This is a genomic window from Salinisphaera sp. T31B1, assembly GCF_040361275.1.
In the GTDB taxonomy this organism is placed as follows: domain Bacteria; phylum Pseudomonadota; class Gammaproteobacteria; order Nevskiales; family Salinisphaeraceae; genus Salinisphaera.
In genome coordinates, this window is the sequence record NZ_APNH01000001.1 from 867,872 (window position 1) to 889,559 (window position 21,688).

Here is a 21,688-nt window from a genome sequence, read left to right on the forward strand (position 1 = left end):
CATGCCTGCCCGAATCAGACAGCCTGCATTGAGCCGACTGTCGTCGTCGCCACGACGCGCCATACCGGTGACGATCGTGTGCGGTGCCCCGGGGGCGGGCAAGACAGCGCTGATCGAGCGATGGATAGAGGCCCACGGCCAACGTCGATTCGCCATTATCGCTGATACGAGCCCGCGGCCCGAAAACGCCGTGGGCGGCGTCGGTGCCACGGCGTTTCATGTCCGTGGTTCTGTCGAAGCGTTCCTGAGCCAGTCGATCACCGATACGCGCCAGGATGTTCTGTGCCAGGAGCTGTTCCGCACGCTGGACAGCGGCGACGTCGATGGTGTGTTCATCGAGGCGGGGCTGACCGCGGACCCGGCCACGATGGTCGCGGCATTACGCCAGCAACGGCCGGGCTATGCGCTGGTCGACCTTCTGGATGTTGCGCGCGTGGTGACCGTGCTCGACTGTGCGCGTCTGCAGGACGACTATGCCAGTACCCAGGCATTGGTCGAGCGCGATCGCCGCATACCGCCGTCCGACGAACGTACCGTGGCCAACATCGTGGCATTGCAGATCGAGTCTGCCGATACGATCGTGCTCAACAAGACCGATCTCGCCAGCGCTCAGCTCAGGCGTGAGGTTTGCGATATAGCGACGGTGCTCAATCCCGGCGCGCAGCGAATCCAGACGCGTTTCGGCGAGCTCGAAGAATCGGGCATGGCCGCCGATGACTTGTTCGGACGCGTTGATCGTGCTCATTACGGCCCGGGTTGGTTGCGCTACCTCGAAGAAACTCTGCCGACGACCCACGCCTACCAGGTGTCTCGCTGCGTTTATAAACGCCGCCGGCCATTTCACCCCGAGCGATTGATGACATTGCTCGACAACGGCTGGCCCTGGACGCTGCGCACGCGCGGCCAGTTCTGGATCGCCAGCCGGCCCGACTGGGCAATCGACATACAGCAGGCCGGTACGTCGGTCGCCATCCAGCCCTTCGGTTATTGGTGGGCAAGCGATGTGGTGGGAGGGTGCACGCCCGAGGATCCCCAGTTGCTCGAGGCCCTGAACCAACTCTGGCATCCGCTGTACGGCGACCGTCGCCAGCATGTTGCGATCCTGGGCGTTGATTTCGATCCGGTGACGTTAGAACGAGACCTCGACGACTGCCTGCTCACCGATGCGGAACTGGCCGGCGGCTGGAACCACTGGCGTGCCATGGCCGATCCCTGGCCGGTCTGGCGCTGATCCCGGCCCATGGGGGCCGGTTGTTCGAATAGATATGTTCGATAGCAGCCCGTATAGGAGATGACGATGAAACCGACCGGTATCGAGGCGCTCTTCGATCAGACCTGCGCGTCGGGCTACGACCAGCTGCAGTCCCGATTGGCACCGCTACGCGATGTGCTGCATCTGCTGACCGGCGTCATCCTCTCCGAGCTCCCGGCCGATGCGCGCGTGCTTTGCGTCGGCGCCGGGACTGGCACGGAGTTGATCGCCCTTGCCGAAGAGTTCCCGGCTGGTATTTCACCGCGGTAGAGCCGTCGCGCTGACGCTGATCGCCATCGGGTTCGTTTTAGGCGGGTATGGGGCGAGGCGTTCCAGCCGGCCTCGTTCGGAGAATCGAGAGGGGCAGGAAAGCCGGGTAGGCCTGGCTCGTAACGCCACCCACGCGTGATGCGACCACGGTGTCTATTCAGCGGCGGATCACCCGCGCATCGGTCAGGCGGTAGAGCAGGCCGTCGTCCGATTGTGTTTCACCGGCGAGACGCCCTTCGACCACGATCGGCTCCCAGGTCATTTCCGTGGCCTGCACACTGTGTACGTCGACGACGGTCGCCGGGCCGCCGGGCAAGTGAAAGAAGCACACCGGTGGATTGGCGGAGAGAATGAAGCGGGTCTGTTCTGCCGACATCTGGATCGGCAGCATGTAACCAGCCAACCGCACGGTATCGCCGAAATGTGCTCGCAGGGCGGGCGGGTAAGTCGCCGATACGCGAAACGTCTCGTCGTAGTCGAGATTTGCCTGCATCAGCGTAGCCCAGCCGAGAATCCCGTCGATCGCATCCGTGCCGTCTAACGTAGCGGCATATTCGTCGACGGTTGCAGCCGCGCGAACATCGAGGTCGATCTTCGTGGAGACCGGCCCTGCCGTTATCGTGAGCGTGTCGCGGCCCAGCGAACGGGCGACCAGGGTGATATCGGTATAGCCGCCGTCGCGGGTGAACGGTGTCGGGCCGACGCGCCGATTGTTGTTGATCGAACGCAACGTGATCGGCACGCCGTCGAGCAGGTCGCCGTCGGCATCGCGTACCTCGGCGGCGAGATAGACGACGTCGTTCTGAATGGCCGGAATCACTGGTGCACCGTCTGTCGGAGCGAGCTGCTCGTAGATCAACTCGATCGAGGCCGGCGTGTCTGCCAGGACCGTTTGCGTGCCCATCAGCAGCGCCAGGCCCAGCGCACCTGCGAGCCGCCGCGCGGCGCGTTTCATTCGCTGGCCAGCGTGTGCGCTATGTCCACGCGATAGGCCTGGATCGCCGGCAACAGCGCGGCCAGCAACCCGACGCCGATTGCAAGGCTCAGCAGCCACCATTCGGCGGGCTGCCAGGCCCAGCCGGTCAGGCGAAACAATTGTGCATCTTCGAGCCATAAGCCAAGTCCTTCGGTTACCAGATGTCCGATCAGCAGGCCGAGCGAAACCCCGCCTAGCGCGAGCATCTGGCCTTCGAGCAGGATGTGGCGCAACAGTTGTCCACGCGAGGCGCCCAGCGAACGCATGATTGCCAGATCGACGCGTCGCGCCCGTAACGCGTTGTACAGGGCAACGAATACGCTCAGGGCGGCCGCTGCGATCATCAGCCCGGCAAAGGCGGCCAGCGTATCCAGGCCGAAGCCGATCAGGCCAAGCAGGCGCGTGATCTCTGCTACGGGCGCCGCGGCCTGGAGGCTTGACACACGGTTGATCAGGCGCGGCAGCGTCAGACTGGCCAGTGGTGAATCAGACAGCAATAGCAAAGCGGTGATCTGACGACCCGTCGCCGGAAAATCGGCGTCCATGATCGAGGGCATCGGTGTGTCGCCGGTTACGGCATTTGTCGCACGATCGGCAGGCTCTTCGTGCTCGTGCTCGTGCTCGTGCTCGTGCTCGTGGTTATGGTCATGGTCATGGTCATGGGCGCGGTGCAGCGCCCAGACGCTGCGTACATCGGTCAAGGCCAGCCGGTCGATCACGCTATGGGTCGGCGCGAGCACGCCGACCACATGGTAGAGCGAGTCCTCGTGGACATGACCGCTGGCGGCGAAGCCGTGTACGCCTGCGAAAGTATCGCCCGGTGTCAGTCCCGTGGCGGCGGCCACCTGTGCACCCAGCACCGCTTCCATCGGCGCCGTCCATAGACGACCAGCGGCCGGTTTGGCGTCGTATAGCGCGACATAATCGGGCGTGGTACCTACGATTCGGTAGCCCTGCACACTGTCGCCGAGCGCCACCGGTACTGCGCCATCGACCAGGCGATGCCGCGACCATCGGCGCGCCTCGGCCAGGTCGATGTTTCCGGTGGGTGCGTCCACGTGATAAACGCTCGACAGAATCAGTTGCAGCGGAGAGCCCTTGGAGCCGACTACCAGATCGATGCCGCCTGCATCGTGCACGAGATTATTCTTGAGCTGCGTCGAAGCCAGTAGCAGCACGACGATAATGGCGCTGCCGAGCGCCAGCAGCGCAATATTCAACCCGGCCGTGAGTTTCTGGTGGCGCAGATAGGCCAGGCTGAGTCGCCAGAGATTCATGTCGCCACGCCATCGGTGCCGATCGTCAGCCGGCGTTTAAAGCGATCGGCGAGTCGGTGATCGTGCGTGGTGACGATAAGCGCGGCGCTCTCGGCTTCGGCACGCTCGATAAGCAAAGTGGCGACGCGCGCGGCGTTGGCATCGTCGAGGCTTGAGGTCGGCTCGTCCGCCAGGATCAGACTCGGCTCGTTGACAAGCGCACGGGCCAGGGCAACCCGCTGACGTTGGCCCCGACTGAGCTGCGCCGGGAGGCAGGGTTCGTACGCTGCAAGCCCGACGCGCTCGAGTGTATCGGTGATTCGGCTTGGATCGGGCGGCAGCCCGGCCAGATAGCGGGCCAGTGCGAGGTTATCGCCCACCGATAAGGCGCCAAGCAGATGCAGATTCTGATAGACCAGCCCGATATGACGTCCGCGAAAACGATCGCGCACGGCCTCGCTCATTCCGCCGAGCGGCTGTTCGCGGACGCGAATATCACCCTGTGTGGGCAGCAGTACACCGGCCAGCAGATGAAGCAGCGTGGACTTACCGCTTCCTGAAGGTCCGAGAACAACGAGTTGTTCACCCGCGGCAACCTTGAGCTGCGGAAGTCGTATCACCGGCTCGCGGGCATAACAGTGGACGATATCGCGGGCGCAAAGCATCTAGGATTCTGTGCAGATTATAGATGCTATAACGTTACATTCTCGTGCTGGAAAAGTCGCGTTCGATGAACGCGGTCCACGCACGCTTCAGGCCGGCCCGGGCGTCGTGACGCCCGGGCATCAATCGCTGCCTGCTGCGAGAGGCCTAGTTCACGACTTCCAGCGGGCCGTGATCGTCGCAGTGATCGCCGTGGGGATGGTGCAGGTGGCCGTCGACGAGATAATCGATATGGTCGCCGTGCGGCACGGCTTCGTGGCCGCAACCCGGGCCATGTGTATGCGACGCGTCATGGCCATCGCAATCATGCGTCGGCGTGCATTCGTCCGGATTCTGCGCCGATATCTCGATCACGTGCTCATCGACATGATCTTTGTGTGGATGGTGCAGATGCCCATCGTGCAGATAATCGACGTGGTCGCCGTGACGCACCCCGGTGTGTTCGCATTCCGGGCCGTGCGTATGCGGATGGGGCTGGTGCTGGTCGTGACTGCATTCGGTCATGTGAGTCTCCTGATTGGAAGGGTGATGTGTCGTTCGCGCACTCGATCGGCGCGAGCTCGTCGCCTCGGTTGAATGCTCGAGGGCTGCGACGACCAGCTGCAAGACATGGTCGTCGGTCAGCCGGTAGTACATGTGCTTGGCCTCGCGGCGACGCTCGACCAACCGGGCGGTGAGCAACAACTTCAACCGCGCCGATATCGTCGTGACTTTCTGATCCTCGAGCGCTGCCAACTCGGTGACACAGATCTCACCGCCGGCAAGGCGGACAAGCAATTGCAGCCGATCCGGGTCTGCCAGCGCTTTGAACATGCCGGCGGCCAACGAAAGATCGGCGTCGACCGGCAGGCTGGCAGGCGCGGGATCGACATGGTGATCGCATGCTGCACTCTGGATGACAGTCATTTGATTTACATCATTGCATGAATTGATGAAATGATAGAGCGAACCCTCAGCGCTGTGCAAGTGTTGGCGGCTCGCTACAGGTGGCCGCCTGGCCGGCGTCACTCGTTATTCGAGCACGGCTTGTCCGCCCTGAAGGATATGAAGGCTGGCCGTTAAAGAGCGCGATCGCCGCCGACATCGCGGGACGTTCCGTCGAACTGTCTGTCTCGTTCCGGCATTCGAGCGGACGGTCGCTGCGACATGCTTTAAACTGCATACGGTATTCAGTTAAACATTAATCGCGGTGCGCGCCGGTTTTTCTGGCGACGATGCCGTATTGCGGGGAGTCCATGCCAAGTCAGGTACGTAAGCTTCTGGTCGCCAATCGCGGCGAAATCGCTATCCGTGTCATGCGTGCGGCCAACGAAATGGCGATTCGTACGGTCGCCATCTATGCCCACGAGGACCGGTTTGCGCTGCACCGGTTCAAGGCCGACGAGAGCTATCTGGTGGGCGTGGGTGCCAAGCCGATCGCGGCCTATCTGGATATCGAGGCGATCATCGATATCGCCCGCAATGCCGGTGTCGATGCGATTCATCCCGGCTATGGCTTTCTGGCGGAGAATCCCGAACTGGCACGCGCCTGCAAGGCCGCAGGCATCGCCTTCATCGGGCCGCCCGCAGAAGTGCTCGAGGCGTTCGGCGACAAGGTCTCGGCGCGGCACGCCGCCCAGCGCACGAACGTGCCCGTCATCCCCGCCTCGGAGGTGCTGCCGGATGACGACGAGGCCATCGTCAAGATCGCCGACGAGCTCGGCTATCCGCTGATGATCAAGGCCAGCTGGGGCGGCGGCGGACGCGGCATGCGTCGGGTCGAGGATGCCGACAAGCTGCTCGGCGAGGTGGAGACCGCACGCCACGAGGCCGGTTCGGCCTTTGGCAACGACGCGGTCTATCTCGAGAAACTCATCGAACGCGCCCGGCATGTCGAGGTTCAGGTGCTGGGCGACACGCACGGCAACGTCGTACATCTGTTCGAGCGCGATTGTTCGGTACAGCGGCGCAACCAGAAAGTGGTCGAGCGTGCGCCGGCCCCTTATCTGGACGAAGACACGCGCCAGGGCCTGTGCGCCGCGGCACTGCGGCTGTGCGACGACGTCGGCTATGTCGGCGCGGGCACGGTGGAGTTCCTGCTCGACGTCGACTCCGGCCAGTACTACTTCATCGAGGTCAACCCGCGTATACAGGTCGAACATACGGTGACCGAAGAGATCACGGGCGTGGATATCGTACGCGCCCAGATCCGGATCGCCGAAGGCGCGGCCATCGGCGCCGACGATGCACTGCCGGCCCAGGACGATATTCATATCGACGGCCATGCGCTGCAGTGCCGGGTGACCACCGAGGATCCGGACAACGGTTTCGCCCCCGATCACGGCCGGCTCACCGCCTATCGCAGCTGTGCCGGCTTCGGCGTGCGCCTGGACGGCGGCACGGCGTACACGGGCGCGGTGATCACGCCGTTCTATGACTCGCTGCTGGTCAAGGTCACGACCTGGGCACGTACGGTCGATGCCACCATCGCGCGCATGGACCGGGCCCTGCGCGAATTCCGTATTCGTGGGCTGTCGACCAATCTCCAGTTTCTTGAGAACGTCATCGGCCATCCGCAGTTCGTAGCTGGCGAATACACCACCCGGTTCATCGATACCACGCCCGAGCTGTTCCAGTTCGAGGCCCGGCGTGACCGCGCTACGCGCCTGTTGCGCTATATCGGCGACGTGACCGTCAACGGCCACCCGGAAATGGCCGGCCGGACCGTGCCCGACACCGTGTTCGCCGATGCGCCGTTGCCCCGGATCGATCTGAGCACGGCGGTGCCACGCGGCCTGCGCGACGAATTGCTCGAGCGCGGCCCGGCCGCCTTCGGCCAGTGGATGCGCGAACAGGACCGCGTACTGCTGACCGACACGACCATGCGCGACGCCCACCAGTCGCTGCTGGCCACCCGTATGCGCACCCGCGATATCGCCGCTGTCGCTCCGCATTACGCGCGCATGCTGCCGGGGCTGTTATCGCTCGAATGCTGGGGCGGGGCGACCTTCGATGTGGCCATGCGGTTTCTCAAGGAAGACCCCTGGGAGCGGCTGCATTTGATCCGCGAGGCCGCGCCCAACGTTCCGCTACAGATGCTGCTGCGCGCGTCCAACGCGGTCGGCTATACCAACTATCCCGACAACGTCGTTCGCTATTTCGTACAGCAGGCGGCGGCCAACGGCATCGATATCTTCCGCGTGTTCGATTCGCTCAACTGGGTCGAGAACATGCGTGTGGCCATGGACGCAGTCATCGAATCCGGCGCGGTCTGCGAGGGTACGATCTGCTACACCGGCGATCTGTTCGACGACGCCCGGCCCAAGTACAACCTCAAGTACTACGTCGACAAGGCCAAGGCGCTGGAGGCGGCCGGCGCCCATGTGCTGGGCATCAAGGACATGGCCGGTATCTGTCGGCCACGGGCAGCCCACGAACTGGTTCGTGTGCTCAAGCAGGAGGTCGGCCTGCCGATCCACTTCCATACCCATGACACCTCGGGCATCGCTGCCTCCACGCTGTTGTCGGCCATCGATGCCGGGGTGGATGCGGTCGACGGCGCGCTGGACTCCATGAGCGGATTGACCTCGCAGCCGAATCTGGGCTCGATTGCCGCCGCGCTGGAGCACAGCGAGCGGGATCCGGGCCTGGATCGCGAGGCCATGCAGCAGCTGTCCGATTACTGGGAAGGCGTGCGCAGCTATTACGCGCCTTTCGAAGCCAACATCAAGGCGGGCACATCGGACGTCTATCGTCACGAGATGCCCGGCGGTCAGTACACCAATCTGCGTGAACAGGCACGCGCGCTCGGCCTGGCGGATCGCTGGCCGCAGATCGCCAAGGCCTACGCAGAGGTGAACCAGCTGTTCGGCGATATCGTCAAGGTCACGCCGACCTCCAAGGTGGTCGGCGATCTGGCGCTGCATATGGTGTCCAATGACCGGACGGCCGAAGAGATCGCCGACCCGGACGTGGATATCGACTTTCCGGATTCGGTGGTCGCCCTGTTCAAGGGCGAGCTGGGCTTTCCGGCCGACGGCTTTCCTCGTGCCCTGCAGGACAAGGTATTGCGCGGCGAAGCACCGCTTACCGATCGCCCGGGCGCGCTGCTCGACGCCGTCGACCTTAACGCCGAGCGCGCGGCTGCGTCCGAAAAGCTGGGCTATGACCTGAGCGATGCCGATCTGGCTTCGCATCTGATGTACCCGAAGGTCTTCGGCGATTTCGTCGAGCACCGTTCGCGCTATGGCGAAGTCAGTGGTCTGTCGACCCAGGTGTTCTTCTACGGCCTGCGCGGCGAAGAGGAAACCCATGTCGACCTGGAGGCGGGAAAGCGACTGGTCATCAGTTTGCAGGGGCAGGCTGAGGCCGACGAGGAAGGGCTGGTCAAGCTGTTCTTCGAACTCAACGGCCAGCAGCGGCCGGTGCGGATCGCGCGCGCCGACAGCGATGCGCTTGAGGCGCATCCCAAGGCAGACAAGGCCAATCCCGATCACGTCGGCGCGCCGATGCCCGGCATGGTCGTGCACGTGGCGGTCCAGGCCGGCCAGGAGGTCAAGTCCGGCGAAGCGCTGCTGGGCCTGGAGGCGATGAAGATGGAGACCACCATCTCCGCGCCCCGCGACGGCCGTATCGCCGAGATCCAGGTGGGCAGTGGCACGACCGTGGCGGCCGGCGATCTGTTGGTGACGATGGCCCCGGCCTGACGTTTCTCCACATGACCCGGAGCACATGACTCGAACCGATATACAGGCCCATGCCCGCAAACGCCTGGCCGCCGGCGACCGTCTGATCGGCGTGTTCCAGGCCGTACAGATGCCGCGATTCTGGTTGTGTCTGGTGATCGGGCCGCTGGCGGGGCTGCTGATCAAGAGCTGGTTCGTGGCTGTGACCGAACAGGCCGTGGTGTTCTATCGGCGGCCGTTGCTGGGCGGCATCGCCGACGGCCAGCCCGTGCCATACGAGCGTATCAGCGCGTTGCATATCGGTCGGGCGGGTATGACACGTGCGCTGCGGTTTGTGTTCGCCGACGGTAGCCAGCGCCGACTCAAGGCACAGAACAAGGGGCGCGCGGGCGTGGCCACGCTTGATCCGCCGACACTGGCGCAGCTCACGCGAATCGGCGGGTAAGCCTCATGGCGTCGACGTCTCGTCGAGCGCATGGGGCGACTGGCTGAAGGCAATGAGAAAGCGTTCGTAGAACGCATCCATCGGCCAGACCGCGAGGTCGGGCGGCGGCGTCATGCCGAGACCCCAATGCCAGGCATCGATAGCCGCGAGTACGGCCGGGTCGCGCGCGATGATATGCATCGGCACATCGCGCGTGGCTTCGGCGCCGGTGATCAACGGCGCCGGCTGATGATCGCCGAGTACGATGATCACCAGATCGTCGCGTGCGCGTTCGGTGATGAACGAGGCGAGCGTGGCCAGTGAATAGTCGATCGCCTTGCGGTACTGGCGGCGTACGCGATCGGCATCCTGCCAGACCACCTCGGGCGGGTCGCCTGCCCGGGCGTATTCGTCGAAAACGGCGCCGTCGCCCACCTGTTGCCAGTCGATCAGGGGCGGAATCGGTGTCCACGGCGCATGGCTGGAGATCAGCGCGGTCTCGATCATCACCGGGCGGTCGTGACCTGGCGCGAGCAGGCGTCGATCCAGGGCGGCCAGGGTGTACTGGTCGGGCATCGTCACCCAGTTGAAGGGTGGGCCGGCATACCCGAGGTTGCGTGAATCGTAGAGCCGGTCGTAGCCGAACCAGCGTGCTTGCGGCCAGTCGCGGGTGATCGCGGGCATGACCGCGGCCGTGCGCCAGCCGGCGCGCGCGAACTGGCGGTTCAGCGATACCCGTTCGCTGTCCACGAGTGCTTCGTAGCGAGGTTGATTGTCGATCCATAACCCGGACAGGAGCGTGCCGTGGGCCAGCCAGCTCTGGCCGCCAGCGGTCGGCGAGCGCAGCCAGCCGCTGCGCGCGTCAAACCCCGCGGCCGCGATCTGTCCCTCGAATGCGCTCAGCCGGGCACCGATCGTTTGGGCATACAGCGGACGCTCGAATACGGTACGACCGTAGGATTCGACGAACACCAGCAGCACATCATGGCCGGCCAGTCCGGCCAACAGCGTATCCGGCGGATGCGCTGAGCCCTCTTTGGCCAATGCCTGGCGGAACTCATGAAGATCGCGTGCCGCGCGGATCACTGACACCGTGCGGTCGACTACCAGCCGGGTGGCCTGAAACTCGAGCGGCGCCGCGCCTGGCGCGCTGGTCCGGATGATCGCTGACACGACGATCGCGACCAGGCACAGACCGGCGATGGCGCCTCGTGTCGGGCCCGGCCAGACGCGCAGACCGGCCAGCGCCCAGCCGATGAGCGCCATCACGACAAGCCAGACCGTCAGCACGGCGACGACGCTCAGCACGGCCAGCGGCGTACCGATCGACGTGGACAGCACGTTCCAGCCAAAGCCCGGCAGCTGATGGTCGAGCAGCGGATTGAAGGCTCGGTTGAAGGCCGCGAACGTCGCGATATCGGCCAGCTTGATTGCAGTGACCAGGGCGACCAGCACCACGATCAGACCGGCTGCCGGGGCCAGCAGTCGATACGGCGCGATACAGAGCACGGCGAGCGCGATACATAGCTCGACCGGCAGCCCGGGCACGCTCGGGGTCGCGGTGAGCGCGGCCAGCCGGTCGGGCATCGCCAGCGCTGCCCACAGCAGTATCACGCCCAGCAGCACCCGGCCCGTGTGCAGATAGGTCTCCTGGCGTGGCCCGATCATCGCGGCCCGGACCGGATCGGACTCACGCGCGTCGCTTGATGAACGGCGCCATGTAGCGCGCCGGCTCATCCTCGGTGAAGGCGGCGCCGAAATGGTCGACGCTGCGATCCATCGCAGCGGTCGGGCTGGCATGCTGCCAATAGCGCAACAGCTGTTTCTGCGAGCGTATGGCCCGCGGCCCGCTGGCCACGATGGGCCCGACCGTGGCCTCGACCGTCGCATCCAGCGCATCGGGTTCGCTGAGAAACTCGACCAGTCTCCAGGCCAGCGCCTGTTCTGCATCCACGTTCTCGCCGGTCAGCAGCAGCCAGTTCGTAGCACCCTGGCCGATCAGCCCCGGTAACAGGGCGGCCTGGACCACCGACGGCAGCCCCACGCGGACCTCCGGCATGCCGAAGACCGCATTCGTGGAAGCCAGGCGTATATCGCAGGAAGCGGCCAGCTCGAGACCGGCGCCCAGACAATAGCCGGGTATACGAGCGACGGTGGGCACGGGCATTGCCTGGACCGCACAACACAGTTCGCGCACGCCGGTGATGAACACACGCGCGCGCTGCGGATCGAGCGCGGCCATTTCATGGATATCGGCCCCGGCAACGAATGCGCGTTCGCCGCTGCCGCGCAGGACCAGCGCTCGGATATCGTTGCGTGCGGCCAGCCAGCGCAGCGCGTCGATCAGGCTCGCGATCACCGGCGTACCCAGAATATTGAGCGACTTCGCATCGGTAATCGTCAGCGTATAGACACCGCGCTCGTCGCAGGCCAGCCGGGCATGGTCAAAGTGAGCAAGTGAATCGGTCATGGGAGGTACCCAGGTAGGAAATCGGAGCCGACGCATTTCGTCGGGCCGGCCGCGCGGCCGACCCATCTTAGCGGCCCCGGGACGCCGCGGCCCAGTCTGCCGAGGCCTTGGCGGCGCGGGTTGCCGCGGCGAGGCCTGGCGCGCTCGTCGGCCGGTCGGTACCCCATACAGGACACGGATCGGCCATCGAGCCATACCCGGCCGTGCGCGGGAACGGACAAAAAGGCTCGGCCGGGCTCGCGGCGGACAACGCGTACGCACGTGTCATGCGACCGCGGTATGTCGCGGCCCGCATCGGCTTCAACGAAACGAATGGACATCGGTTCGTGGGAACCGGGACCGAATGCCAAACAAGCCGGACGCGCCCGGCGGCCGTAAACGTGTTGTTTGGTGCCGCGTTGCAGATCGAATCCGCGTCCGCGCTTCGAGTGTCCTTATCGGATGGGTGCCAAGACGTGGCATCGACGATAGTTGTATTGGCCAGTAAGCGCAGAGGGTGGATGATCCTGCGCTGATACCAATGTCCAATGGGCCGTTGTCGATCGCCTGCTGCATGGTGTTGTCAAACAACGGAAAAGGAGAGGAGATGAACACAAACGGTATATGGCGCTCGGCGATCTCGCTGGCTGCGGGCAGTGTGCTGCTCGCCGCCGGTGCCGCTCAGGCCGCGGGCAACGCGGACGGGAGTGTCAAGATCGGCGTCATGGGGGATATGTCGGGTGTGTATTCCACCGGCTTTTCCGGTAACGGGGCGGTGGCCGCGGTGAAGATGGCGGTCAAGGATTTCGGCGGCGAGGTGCTGGGCAAGCCGATCGAGGTCATCTCCGCCGACCATCAGAACAAGGCCGATATCGCGTCGGCGAAGTCGCGCGAATGGATTGACCGCGAGAATGTCGATCTGATCATGGATCTGACCAACAGTGCGGTCGGTCTGGCCGTTCAGCAGCTGGCCTCGGCCAAGGGAATCATCACGATCAATACGGGCTCGGCGACGTCCGAACTCACGGGCAAGGCCTGTACCCCGTACGGTATCCACTACGGCTACGATACCCACGCGCTGCCGGTCGGCACGGCCACCGCCATCGTCAAGAACGGCGGCAAGAAATGGTTTTTCATCACCGCTGATTACGCCTTCGGCCAGGCCTTGGAGGCCAATACCTCTGACGTGGTCAAGGAACTCGGCGGCAGCGTGGTCGGCTCAGTCCGGGCGCCGCTGAATACCAACGACTTCTCTTCCTATCTGCTGCAGGCCCAGGGTTCGGGCGCGCAGGTGATCGGTTTGGCCAATGCCGGTACCGACACCATCAACTCGGTCAAGCAGGCCAACGAGTTCGGCATCGTCGCCGGGGGCCAGCAGCTGGCCGGCATGCTGGTGCTGCTGTCGGACATCGAGAGCCTCGGCCTGGATACCGCGGCCGGCCTGCAGTTCACCTCCGGCTGGTACTGGGACGGCGATGACGCCTCGCGCAAATGGACCCAGCGCTATTACGACAACGGCGGCACCACGCCGACGTTTCCGCATGCCGCGCTCTACTCGGGAACCATGGCCTATCTGAACGCGGTCAAGGCCGCCGGAACCGATGAAAGCGATGCCGTTCGCAAGGCGATCGGCAACAAGCCGATCGACGATTTCTTTGCCAAGGGCGGCGAGATCCGCGACGACGGCCTGCTGGTTCATGACATGTACCTGCTCAAGGCCAAGGAGCCGTCGGAGTCCAAGAGCCGCTGGGATCTGGTGACCCTGGAGCGCACCATTCCGGGTGACCAGGCGTATCCCTCGCTGGCCGATTCCGGCTGCGCGGCGGTTCAGTAGTTGTTGTGCGGGCGCCGGTACGCGCACCTGCGTGTGCCGGCGCTTTTTCTATTCCAGACGATGTTCAACTCACAGCCGTGCCGCCCGAGCGGCACGTGTTCTTTTCGAGAGTAGGTCTTCATGAGCGACAAGCAGATCGAGCGTATTCGCAGCAACGGACGGGTGCCCTTGTTCATCGACGGTGAATTCGTCGACAGCACCAGCGACGACTGGATCGAACTGAACAACCCGGCCACGCAGGAGGTCATCGCCCAGGTGCCGGTGGCCACCGAAGCCGAGATGCAGCGGGCGGTCGAATCGGCCAAGGCCGCGTTCGTCGAGTGGCGTCATGTGCCCACCATCGAGCGCGTGCGTTATCTGTTCAAGTATCAGGCCCTGCTCAAGACCCATCAGGAAGCGATCGCGCGCGTGCTGTCCGAGGAAACCGGCAAGACCTTCGCCGATGCCATGGGCGATGTCTGGCGCGGCATCGAGGTGGTCGAACACGGGTGTGGCATGACCACGCACATGATGGGCGAGACGACCGAGAACGTGGCCCGGAACATCGACACCCACAGCTACGTGCATCCGATCGGGGTCTGTGCCGGCATCACGCCGTTCAACTTCCCGGCGATGATCCCGCTGTGGATGTATCCGCTGGCCGTGGTCTGTGGCAATGCGTTCATTCTCAAGCCCTCGGAGCAGGATCCGCTCACCCCGACCATGCTGACCGAGCTGTTCGCCGAAGCCGGTTTTCCGAAAGGTCTGCTACAGGTTCTTCATGGTGACAAGCGGCAGGTCGATTTCCTGCTCGACCACCCGGATATCAAGGCCGTGTCGTTCGTTGGCTCGGTGCCGGTGGCAGAGCATGTCTATCGTCGCGGCACTCACAACCTCAAGCGCGTCCAGGCGATGGCCGGCGCCAAGAACCATATGGTGGTCATGCCCGACGCCGACCGCGACCAGGTGGTCTCCAGTCTGGTGGGTTCGTCCTGCGGTGCGGCCGGTCAACGTTGCATGGCGATCTCGGTGGCGGTGCTGGTGGGCGAATCCACCCGCGAATGGGTCGACGACATCAAGACGGCGCTGGCCGCTATTCGACCCGGCGCGCCGGGCGACGAGAGCGCCGCCTATGGACCGTTGATCAATCGCAAATCCCGCGATCGGGTGCGTGAGCTTATTCAGGGCGCGGCCGCCGAAGGCGCCGATGTGTTGCTCGACGGTTCAGAGGCTACCGTCGAGGGTTACCCGGATGGCAACTGGATCGGCCCGACGTTGTTCGACAATGTCACTACCGACATGAGGATCTACAACGAAGAGATCTTCGGTCCGGCGCTGTGCGTAATGCATGTCGATACCTTGGAAGAGGCGATCGAGCTGGTCAATTCCAGCCCCTACGGCAACGGCACGTCGATCTTCACCAAGTCGGGCGCAGCGGCACGCAAGTATCAGCACGAGACCGAGGTCGGGCAGGTCGGTATCAACGTGCCGATTCCGGTGCCGGCGCCGTATTTCTCGTTCACGGGCTCCAAGCGTTCGTTCTTCGGCGATTTGCACGCCTACGGCAAGCAGGCGGTGCGTTTCTATACAGAAACGCGAACCGTGCTGTCGCGCTGGCCGGAAGCGGACGTGCCCGAGGGCCCGAACATGACCATCAGCATGAAGTAGGCCTGTTCTCGGCGCGGACTCACATGATTACGGCTGGCCCATGAATTTCGATCTCGACGACACCCAGATCGCCCTGCGCGGGGCGGCGCAGGACTTCGCCCGCTCGGCGCTCGCCCCGCATGCCGCGCAATGGGATGCCGAAGCGATCTTTCCGCGCGAGGTGATCGGGCAGGCCGGTGAGCTTGGGTTCTGTGGTCTGTATACCCCGGAGGCATACGGCGGACTGGGCTTGGCACGGCTCGACAGCGCCATGATCTTCGAGGCCCTGGCTGGCGGCTGCACCTCTACCGCGGCTTATATCAGCATCCACAACATGGCGACCTGGATGATCGCGGCCTTTGGCGGCGACGCGGTACGCGAGACCTGGTGCGGCGAACTCGCGGCCGGCGAGAAGCTGGCGTCCTATTGTCTGACCGAGCCGGGTGCCGGCTCGGATGCGGGGTCGCTCAAGACACGCGCGGTCGCCGACGGCGATGATTACGTGCTCGATGGCAGCAAGTGCTTCATCTCCGGGGCGGGCGATACCGACGTGCTGGTGGTGATGGCACGCACCGGCGATGCGGGGCCCTCCGGGATCAGCACCTTTGTCGTGCCCGCCGATGCGCCGGGCATCAGCTACGGGCGCAAGGAACCCAAGATGGGCTGGAACAGCCAGGCCACGCGCACGATCACCTTCGAGGGCGTGCGCGTGGCGGCGACCAACCGGCTGGGCGATGAGGGTCAGGGGTTCTCAATCGCCATGAAGGGGCTGGATGGCGGGCGGATCAATATCGCTGCCTGTTCGCTTGGTACCGCCCAAGCCGCGCTCGACGCGGCCCGGCGCTATATGAGCGAGCGCCGCCAGTTCGGCCGGCCGCTGGCCGAGTTCCAGGCGCTGCAGTTCAAGCTGGCCGATATGGCGACCGAGCTGATTGCCGCGCGCCAGATGGTCTGGCTGGCCGCCACGCGGCTCGACCAGGGCCACGACGAGGCGACGACCTTTTGTGCCATGGCCAAGCGTCTGGCGACCGATCAGTGTTTCGACATCTGCAACGCCGCGCTGCAGATTCACGGCGGCTACGGCTATATCCGTGAGTATCCGCTGGAGCGGCACGTCCGCGACGTGCGCGTGCACCAAATACTGGAAGGTACCAACGAGATCATGCGTCTGATCATTGCCCGTCGGGTGCTGGCAGACGACAACGGAGACAATCTGCGATGAGTGACAGCGAACCGAAGATCGAGAAAGTCGGGCGCGTGGCCGTGCTGACGCTGGACTGTCCGCCGGCCAACACGTTCTCTGTGACCGCGCTGGCCGGGCTCGACAGCCAGCTCGCGCGTCTCGAGCAGGATCGCAGCGTCGATGCGATCGTGATGACTGGCGCCGGGGATGCCTTTTTCTCGGCCGGCGATGACCTGCACATGTTCGTCGGAGCCGATCGTGCCGGCGCCCGTGAACTCGGCCGTCTGTTGGCCGCGGCCGCTGCTCGGCTGGCGCGTTTCCGTGGTCTGACCGTGGCCGCGATCAATGGTTATTGTCTTGGTGCCGGCCTGGAATTCGCGCTGGCCTGTGATATCCGGATCTGTGAAGAGCACGCACTGCTCGGGCTGCCCGAAGCGCGTGTGGGCCTGTTGCCCTGTGGCGGTGGCACGCAGCGCCTGCCCTGGCTGGTCGGCGAAGGCTGGGCCAAACGCATGATTCTGTGCGGCGAGCAGGTCGATGCCCAGACGGCGCTGCGTATCCGGCTGGTTGAAGAGGTCGTGGCCAAGGGGCAGGCCTACGACACCGCACTCGGCCTGGCCGACAAGCTTGCACGCCAGAGCCCGCGTGCGGTCGCCGCCAGCAAGCGCCTGATCGACAGTGCCCGCCTGCAGGCACTGGAGACCGGCCATGCACGCGAGATCGAGGCGTTCTCGACGCTGTTCGAGGGCGACGATCCCAAGGAGGGCGTGGCCGCCTTCTTCGACAAACGCGAGCCGGTCTGGAAATAGCCCATGGCCGATAACACCGACAGCATCGTCTTCGACGAACGTGAATGCCCGGGCGGCCGGCGGGTGGCTTTTGCACGCCTGAACGCCGAGAAGGCGCTCAACTCACTATCCAAGACGATGATCGATGCGCTGCAGCCGCAGATGGAGCGCTGGGCTGCACGTGACGATATCGCCTGTGTGGTCCTGTATGGCAGCGGCGAGCGGGCGTTCTGTGCCGGCGGCGACGTCATCGGGCTGTACCAGGCGATGAAGGACGCCGACGGGGCGCCCAGTCCAACTGCTGAAGCGTTCTTCGCCGCCGAATATCGACTCGATCACACGATCCACCGGTTTCCCAAGCCGGTGCTGTGCTGGGGCCACGGTATTGTCATGGGCGGCGGACTCGGCCTGATGGCCGGCGCTTCCCACCGCGTGGTCACCAAGGCGAGCCGGATCGCCATGCCCGAGGTCACGATCGGTTTGTTTCCCGACGTCGGCGCGCGCTGGTTTCTCGGGCGTATGCCGGCCGGAATCGGGCGTTTCCTCGGTCTGACGACCACGCCTATGAACGCGGGCGATGCCTTGTGGCTGAACATGGGCGACTACCTGCTCTGCTCGGAGGATCGCGAGCCTGTCTTCGATGCCTTGACCGGGCTTCGCTGGACGGGCGTACGCGCGGCTGACGATGCCGCGCTGGCCGATTGCCTGCGCGACTTCGGCGATGCGCAGGCGCTGCAGACCGCCTGCGCCGAGTCGCCGCTGTTCGCACACCAGTCCGCGATCGCCGGTATCGCCGCTGCACCGGACGTGGCCTCGTTCATCGAGCGGCTACAGGCGGCCGCAGAGCATGCGGCGCTGTTCGAACACGGCGTGCGTGCGGTCGCCGGCGCCTCGCCGCTGTCGATGGCCGTGGTGCACCGGCAGCTGGACGGCGACCCGCGGATGTCCATCGAGCAGGTGCTGCAGGCCGACTATGCCATGGCCGTGGCCTGCACCCGGCGACCGGATCTGGCCGAGGGCATCCGCGCACTGCTGGTGGACAAGGACAAGCAACCCGCCTGGCAGCCGGCCGAACTGGCCGACGTGCAGGCCGACGATATCGATGCCCATTTCCGGCTGCCATCCGACTACAACGGCCGGCATCCTCTGGGCGATCTCAACCATGACGGGAGACCATAGATGAGCGCCAACGTCGCATTCATCGGGCTGGGTAACATGGGCGCGCCCATGGCCGCCAACCTGATCGCCGCCGGCTACAGCCTGACCGTATTCGACCGGGTCGAGTCCGCCATGGGCGAGGCCGTGGATCAGGGCGCACGACGCGCCGACAGTGCGGTCGACGCGGTGGCCGACGCCGAGATCGTGTTCTCGATGCTGCCCGCCGGCAAGCATGTACGCGAGCTCTATCTCGATGCCGACGACGCCGGCCAGGGCATTCTCGCCGCCGCCGGCGCCGACACTTTGCTTGTCGATTGCAGCACCATCGATGCCGAGACGGCCCGTCTGGTCGCCGCACGGGCAGGCGAGCGTGGCCTGACCATGCTCGACGCGCCGGTGTCCGGGGGCGTCAACGGCGCCAAGGCCGGCGGACTGACCTTCATGGTCGGCGGTGACGCGGCCGGCCTGGAACGGGTGCGGCCATTGCTGGACGTCATGGGCAAGAACGTCTTCCACGCCGGCGAAGCCGGTGCCGGCCAGGTCGGCAAGATGTGCAACAACATGCTGCTCGGCATTCTCATGACCGGCACATCGGAGGCCATCAATCTGGCGGTGGCCAACGGGCTCGATCCGAGCGTGATCTCGGAGATCATGAAGAATGCCTCGGGCGGCAATTGGGCACTCAACGTCTATAACCCCTACCCGGGCGTCATGGACAATGCGCCGGCGTCCAACGACTACAAACCCGGTTTCGGCGTCGATCTGATGCTCAAGGACCTGGGCCTGGCGATGGATTCGAGCCTCAAGAACGGGGTCGCGACGCCGCTGGGCTCCATGGCCCGCAGCCTGTATTCGATCCATAGCCGCTCCGGGGCCGGCGCGCGCGACTTCTCGAGCATCCTCGAGTTGCTGCACGGAATGCAGGAACACTGATATCCGCACCGGCCTGTCGGGCCGGTATACGACGCAACGACTGGCTCGTGCCGACACACCGTATGGCCGGGCTTGAGGAGCACAGCGCATGCAATCGATCGACGCATTCAAGGCCGCGCGGCAGATGCTGCTGGAGCGGCGCGAGGACTATACGCGCGCCTATGAGGACTTCCGCTGGCCGCAGCTGGAGCAGTTCAACTGGGCGTTGGACTGGTTCGACGACTACGCCGCGGACAACGACAAGACGGCCCTGTGGCTGGTCGACGCCGACGGCAGCGAGACCAAGTGCAGCTTCGAGCAGATGCGCCAGCGTTCCAACCAGGTGGCCAATTTCCTGCGCGCCAGCGGTGTCGAACGCGGCGATACGATGCTGGTCATGCTCGACAACGTCGCCCCGCTGTGGGAGACCATGCTCGCGGCCATCAAACTCGGCGCCGTCGTCATTCCGGCTACCACTCTGCTGTCGCAGAACGACCTCGGCGACCGGCTGTCTCGCGGCGGCGTGACACATATCGTGGCCGCCGACGAGCACGTGGCCAAGTTCGAGGGCGTGGCCGGCGGGCTGACCCGGATCGTGGTCGGCGAGCCGGCGGGCGACTGGCTGGTCTTCGACGATGCCTACCACGCCGAGACCGAGTTCGAAGCCCGCGGCGTGACCCACGCCAACGATCCCATGCTGCTGTATTTCACCTCCGGCACGACGTCCAAACCGAAGCTGGTGCAGCATACGCATCAGAGCTACCCGGTCGGTTCACTGTCGACCATGTACTGGCTCGGTCTGCAGCCGGACGACGTGCATTTCAATATCAGCTCGCCCGGCTGGGCCAAGCACGCGTGGTCGAATCTGTTCGCGCCCTGGGATGCCGGCTGTACGGTGTTCGTGTATCGAAGCGCACGGTTTTCCGCTCCGGAGGTGTTGTCGGTGATTGCCGACAAGGGCGTGACGAGCCTGTGTGCGCCGCCCACGGTCTGGCGGCTGCTCATCCAGGAAGACCTGGCCGCGTACGACGTCAGGCTGCGTAGCCTGGTGGGAGCCGGCGAGCCGCTCAACCCCGAGGTCATCGCCCGCGTGGAACGCCTGTGGGGGCTCAAGATCCGCGACGGCTACGGACAGACCGAGACCACTGCCCAGATCGGCAATCCGCCGGGCCAGGCGATGAAATCCGGCTCGATGGGGCGACCGCTGCCCGGCTACCGTATCGCGCTGCTCGACCCGTTCGATCAGGAACACGACGAAGGCGAGATCGCCATCGACATCCGTGATGTCCGTCCGCTCGGACTGATGGCTGAATATCGCGACGATCCCGAGCGCATGAAGGCCGCCATGCGTGACGGCTACTATCGCACTGGCGACGTAGCCAGCCGCGACTCCGAAGGCTATTTCTGGTACGTCGGACGTGCCGACGACGTGTTCAAGTCGTCGGATTACCGCATCAGCCCGTTCGAACTCGAATCGATCCTCATCGAGCATGAATCAGTGGCCGAGGCCGCGGTCGTGCCGGCTCCCGATGACATGAAGCTCAGCGTGCCCAAGGCCTATGTCGTGTTGCGTCGAGGATTCGAGCCGTCGCGCGAGAGCGCCAAGGCCCTGTTCGAGTTTTCCCGGCAGCGGCTCGCACCCTATGCCCGTATCCGCGAACTCGAATTCGCCGAGCTGCCCAAGACCATCTCGGGCAAGATTCGGCGGGTCGAACTGCGTGCCCATGCAGCCGGCAACGAGCACGGCGAACATGCGTACGCGGAGAGCGATTTCCCCGAATTGAAGGTCTAGCTCGGCTGGAACGGGCTGCGTGATGCCGCGCCCATAGGCGGCATCGCACGCGCTCTTGGGCGTTGGCGGGCGCCCGAACCCGAACGCCGGGCCGTCAGCCTCGGGCGCCCTCGGTCGATGACAGGCGGGGCGACACCCGCACGAAGCCGGTATCCGCTATGGCGGGGTCGAGCACTGTCTGTCGTCAAAAACGCCGGTTGCGCGTTCTGCCAAGCGCATGCGCTGCGGCCGTGATTGCGTCCGGGCTACGGTCCGCACGGAGCGCTATTGTCGTTCTCCAGCCGGTTCGGGGCACGGCATAAACCGGGCATACGGCAGGTGCCGGTGCTTATCGACAGTGCTGGGCACGGGCCAAAGACCGGCGGCGAATCCCGGATGGCCGGTATGTCCGGTTTTCGTGTATCAGTACGATCAGGTAATTGGTAGCCCGATGAGTCGCAG

At 64.7% G+C, this 21,688-nt stretch carries 17 protein-coding genes and 1 pseudogene; 11 read left to right on the forward strand and 7 right to left on the reverse strand.

The window, feature by feature from the left end; genetic code table 11:
* The first annotated feature begins 1 nt into the window (after position 1).
* Both T31B1_RS04010 and T31B1_RS04015 read left to right on the forward strand, forming a co-directional pair.
* Entirely contained in the window at positions 2-1,231 is a 1,230-nt protein-coding gene (locus T31B1_RS04010; protein WP_353248165.1) for a CobW family GTP-binding protein, read from the forward strand.
* Between the two features lie 66 nt (positions 1,232-1,297).
* Positions 1,298-1,522: a class I SAM-dependent methyltransferase gene (locus tag T31B1_RS04015; protein WP_353248166.1), complete on the forward strand. Its 225-nt coding sequence runs from the start codon at positions 1,298-1,300 to the stop codon at positions 1,520-1,522.
* A gap of 157 nt (positions 1,523-1,679) precedes the next feature.
* On the opposite strand, the gene T31B1_RS04020 is transcribed toward T31B1_RS04015, so the two are convergent.
* From T31B1_RS04020 to T31B1_RS04040, 5 genes and pseudogenes are all read right to left on the reverse strand, one after another.
* Positions 1,680-2,477: a DUF3299 domain-containing protein gene (locus tag T31B1_RS04020; protein ID WP_353248167.1), complete on the reverse strand. Its 798-nt coding sequence runs from the start codon at positions 2,475-2,477 to the stop codon at positions 1,680-1,682.
* Complete coding sequence (locus tag T31B1_RS04025) at positions 2,474-3,775, reverse strand: ABC transporter permease (protein WP_353248168.1); 1,302 nt, start codon at positions 3,773-3,775, stop codon at positions 2,474-2,476. Before T31B1_RS04025 ends, T31B1_RS04020 begins: the two co-directional genes overlap by 4 nt.
* On the reverse strand, positions 3,772-4,419 hold the full coding sequence (locus T31B1_RS04030) for an ABC transporter ATP-binding protein (RefSeq protein WP_353248169.1): 648 nt from the start codon (positions 4,417-4,419) through the stop codon (positions 3,772-3,774). The genes T31B1_RS04025 and T31B1_RS04030 overlap by 4 nt, the downstream gene beginning before the upstream one ends.
* Before the next feature lie 145 nt (positions 4,420-4,564).
* Positions 4,565-4,921 (reverse strand): hypothetical protein, encoded by a 357-nt coding sequence (locus T31B1_RS04035; RefSeq protein ID WP_353248743.1) that lies wholly within the window; start codon positions 4,919-4,921, stop codon positions 4,565-4,567.
* A gap of 153 nt (positions 4,922-5,074) precedes the next feature.
* Positions 5,075-5,323 (reverse strand): annotated as a pseudogene (locus T31B1_RS04040) (ArsR family transcriptional regulator); the annotation flags it as partial.
* Between the two features lie 329 nt (positions 5,324-5,652).
* Between T31B1_RS04040 and T31B1_RS04045 the strand changes: the two are divergent.
* Positions 5,653-9,102, forward strand: coding sequence for a pyruvate carboxylase (locus tag T31B1_RS04045; protein WP_353248170.1), 3,450 nt, complete (start codon positions 5,653-5,655; stop codon positions 9,100-9,102).
* Between the two features lie 25 nt (positions 9,103-9,127).
* Entirely contained in the window at positions 9,128-9,526 is a 399-nt protein-coding gene (locus tag T31B1_RS04050) for a hypothetical protein (RefSeq protein ID WP_353248171.1), read from the forward strand.
* A 3-nt stretch (positions 9,527-9,529) separates the two neighbouring features.
* Here the strand turns inward: T31B1_RS04050 and T31B1_RS04055 are convergent, their stop codons facing one another.
* Together T31B1_RS04055 and T31B1_RS04060 are read right to left on the reverse strand one after the other, a co-directional pair.
* Positions 9,530-11,173: an alkaline phosphatase family protein gene (locus tag T31B1_RS04055; RefSeq protein ID WP_353248172.1), complete on the reverse strand. Its 1,644-nt coding sequence runs from the start codon at positions 11,171-11,173 to the stop codon at positions 9,530-9,532.
* 22 nt (positions 11,174-11,195) lie between these two features.
* Complete coding sequence (locus T31B1_RS04060; RefSeq protein ID WP_353248173.1) at positions 11,196-11,975, reverse strand: enoyl-CoA hydratase; 780 nt, start codon at positions 11,973-11,975, stop codon at positions 11,196-11,198.
* A gap of 586 nt (positions 11,976-12,561) precedes the next feature.
* On the opposite strand from T31B1_RS04060, the gene T31B1_RS04065 reads away from it, so the two are divergent.
* From T31B1_RS04065 to T31B1_RS04095, 7 genes are all read left to right on the forward strand, one after another.
* Entirely contained in the window at positions 12,562-13,788 is a 1,227-nt protein-coding gene (locus tag T31B1_RS04065; protein WP_353248174.1) for an ABC transporter substrate-binding protein, read from the forward strand.
* A 120-nt stretch (positions 13,789-13,908) separates the two neighbouring features.
* A complete protein-coding gene (locus T31B1_RS04070) occupies positions 13,909-15,435 on the forward strand; it encodes a CoA-acylating methylmalonate-semialdehyde dehydrogenase (RefSeq protein ID WP_353248175.1) in 1,527 nt (508 codons plus the stop codon).
* Between the two features lie 40 nt (positions 15,436-15,475).
* Positions 15,476-16,636 (forward strand): acyl-CoA dehydrogenase family protein, encoded by a 1,161-nt coding sequence (locus T31B1_RS04075; protein WP_353248176.1) that lies wholly within the window; start codon positions 15,476-15,478, stop codon positions 16,634-16,636.
* Positions 16,633-17,406, forward strand: coding sequence for an enoyl-CoA hydratase (locus T31B1_RS04080; protein WP_353248177.1), 774 nt, complete (start codon positions 16,633-16,635; stop codon positions 17,404-17,406). Before T31B1_RS04075 ends, T31B1_RS04080 begins: the two co-directional genes overlap by 4 nt.
* 3 nt (positions 17,407-17,409) lie before the next feature.
* The gene (locus T31B1_RS04085) at positions 17,410-18,564 is read left to right on the forward strand and encodes an enoyl-CoA hydratase/isomerase family protein (RefSeq protein WP_353248178.1); all 1,155 of its coding nucleotides are present in this window, start codon (positions 17,410-17,412) and stop codon (positions 18,562-18,564) included.
* Positions 18,565-19,476, forward strand: a complete 912-nt coding sequence (gene mmsB, locus T31B1_RS04090) for a 3-hydroxyisobutyrate dehydrogenase (protein WP_353248179.1) — start codon at positions 18,565-18,567, stop codon at positions 19,474-19,476.
* An 88-nt stretch (positions 19,477-19,564) separates the two neighbouring features.
* Positions 19,565-21,247 carry an AMP-binding protein gene (locus T31B1_RS04095; protein WP_353248180.1) on the forward strand — a complete coding sequence of 561 codons (1,683 nt, stop codon included), beginning with the start codon at positions 19,565-19,567 and terminating at the stop codon, positions 21,245-21,247.
* Positions 21,248-21,688 lie beyond the last annotated feature (441 nt).

Coding starts and splice junctions, on each gene's coding strand:
- T31B1_RS04010 (WP_353248165.1), top strand. CDS start 2: ATGCCTGCCCGAATCAGACAGCCTGCATTGAGCCGACTGTCGTCGTCG.
- T31B1_RS04015 (WP_353248166.1), top strand. CDS start 1,298: ATGAAACCGACCGGTATCGAGGCGCTCTTCGATCAGACCTGCGCGTCG.
- T31B1_RS04020 (WP_353248167.1), bottom strand. CDS start 2,477: ATGAAACGCGCCGCGCGGCGGCTCGCAGGTGCGCTGGGCCTGGCGCTG.
- T31B1_RS04025 (WP_353248168.1), bottom strand. CDS start 3,775: ATGAATCTCTGGCGACTCAGCCTGGCCTATCTGCGCCACCAGAAACTC.
- T31B1_RS04030 (WP_353248169.1), bottom strand. CDS start 4,419: ATGCTTTGCGCCCGCGATATCGTCCACTGTTATGCCCGCGAGCCGGTG.
- T31B1_RS04035 (WP_353248743.1), bottom strand. CDS start 4,921: ATGACCGAATGCAGTCACGACCAGCACCAGCCCCATCCGCATACGCAC.
- T31B1_RS04045 (WP_353248170.1), top strand. CDS start 5,653: ATGCCAAGTCAGGTACGTAAGCTTCTGGTCGCCAATCGCGGCGAAATC.
- T31B1_RS04050 (WP_353248171.1), top strand. CDS start 9,128: ATGACTCGAACCGATATACAGGCCCATGCCCGCAAACGCCTGGCCGCC.
- T31B1_RS04055 (WP_353248172.1), bottom strand. CDS start 11,173: ATGATCGGGCCACGCCAGGAGACCTATCTGCACACGGGCCGGGTGCTG.
- T31B1_RS04060 (WP_353248173.1), bottom strand. CDS start 11,975: ATGACCGATTCACTTGCTCACTTTGACCATGCCCGGCTGGCCTGCGAC.
- T31B1_RS04065 (WP_353248174.1), top strand. CDS start 12,562: ATGAACACAAACGGTATATGGCGCTCGGCGATCTCGCTGGCTGCGGGC.
- T31B1_RS04070 (WP_353248175.1), top strand. CDS start 13,909: ATGAGCGACAAGCAGATCGAGCGTATTCGCAGCAACGGACGGGTGCCC.
- T31B1_RS04075 (WP_353248176.1), top strand. CDS start 15,476: ATGAATTTCGATCTCGACGACACCCAGATCGCCCTGCGCGGGGCGGCG.
- T31B1_RS04080 (WP_353248177.1), top strand. CDS start 16,633: ATGAGTGACAGCGAACCGAAGATCGAGAAAGTCGGGCGCGTGGCCGTG.
- T31B1_RS04085 (WP_353248178.1), top strand. CDS start 17,410: ATGGCCGATAACACCGACAGCATCGTCTTCGACGAACGTGAATGCCCG.
- mmsB (WP_353248179.1), top strand. CDS start 18,565: ATGAGCGCCAACGTCGCATTCATCGGGCTGGGTAACATGGGCGCGCCC.
- T31B1_RS04095 (WP_353248180.1), top strand. CDS start 19,565: ATGCAATCGATCGACGCATTCAAGGCCGCGCGGCAGATGCTGCTGGAG.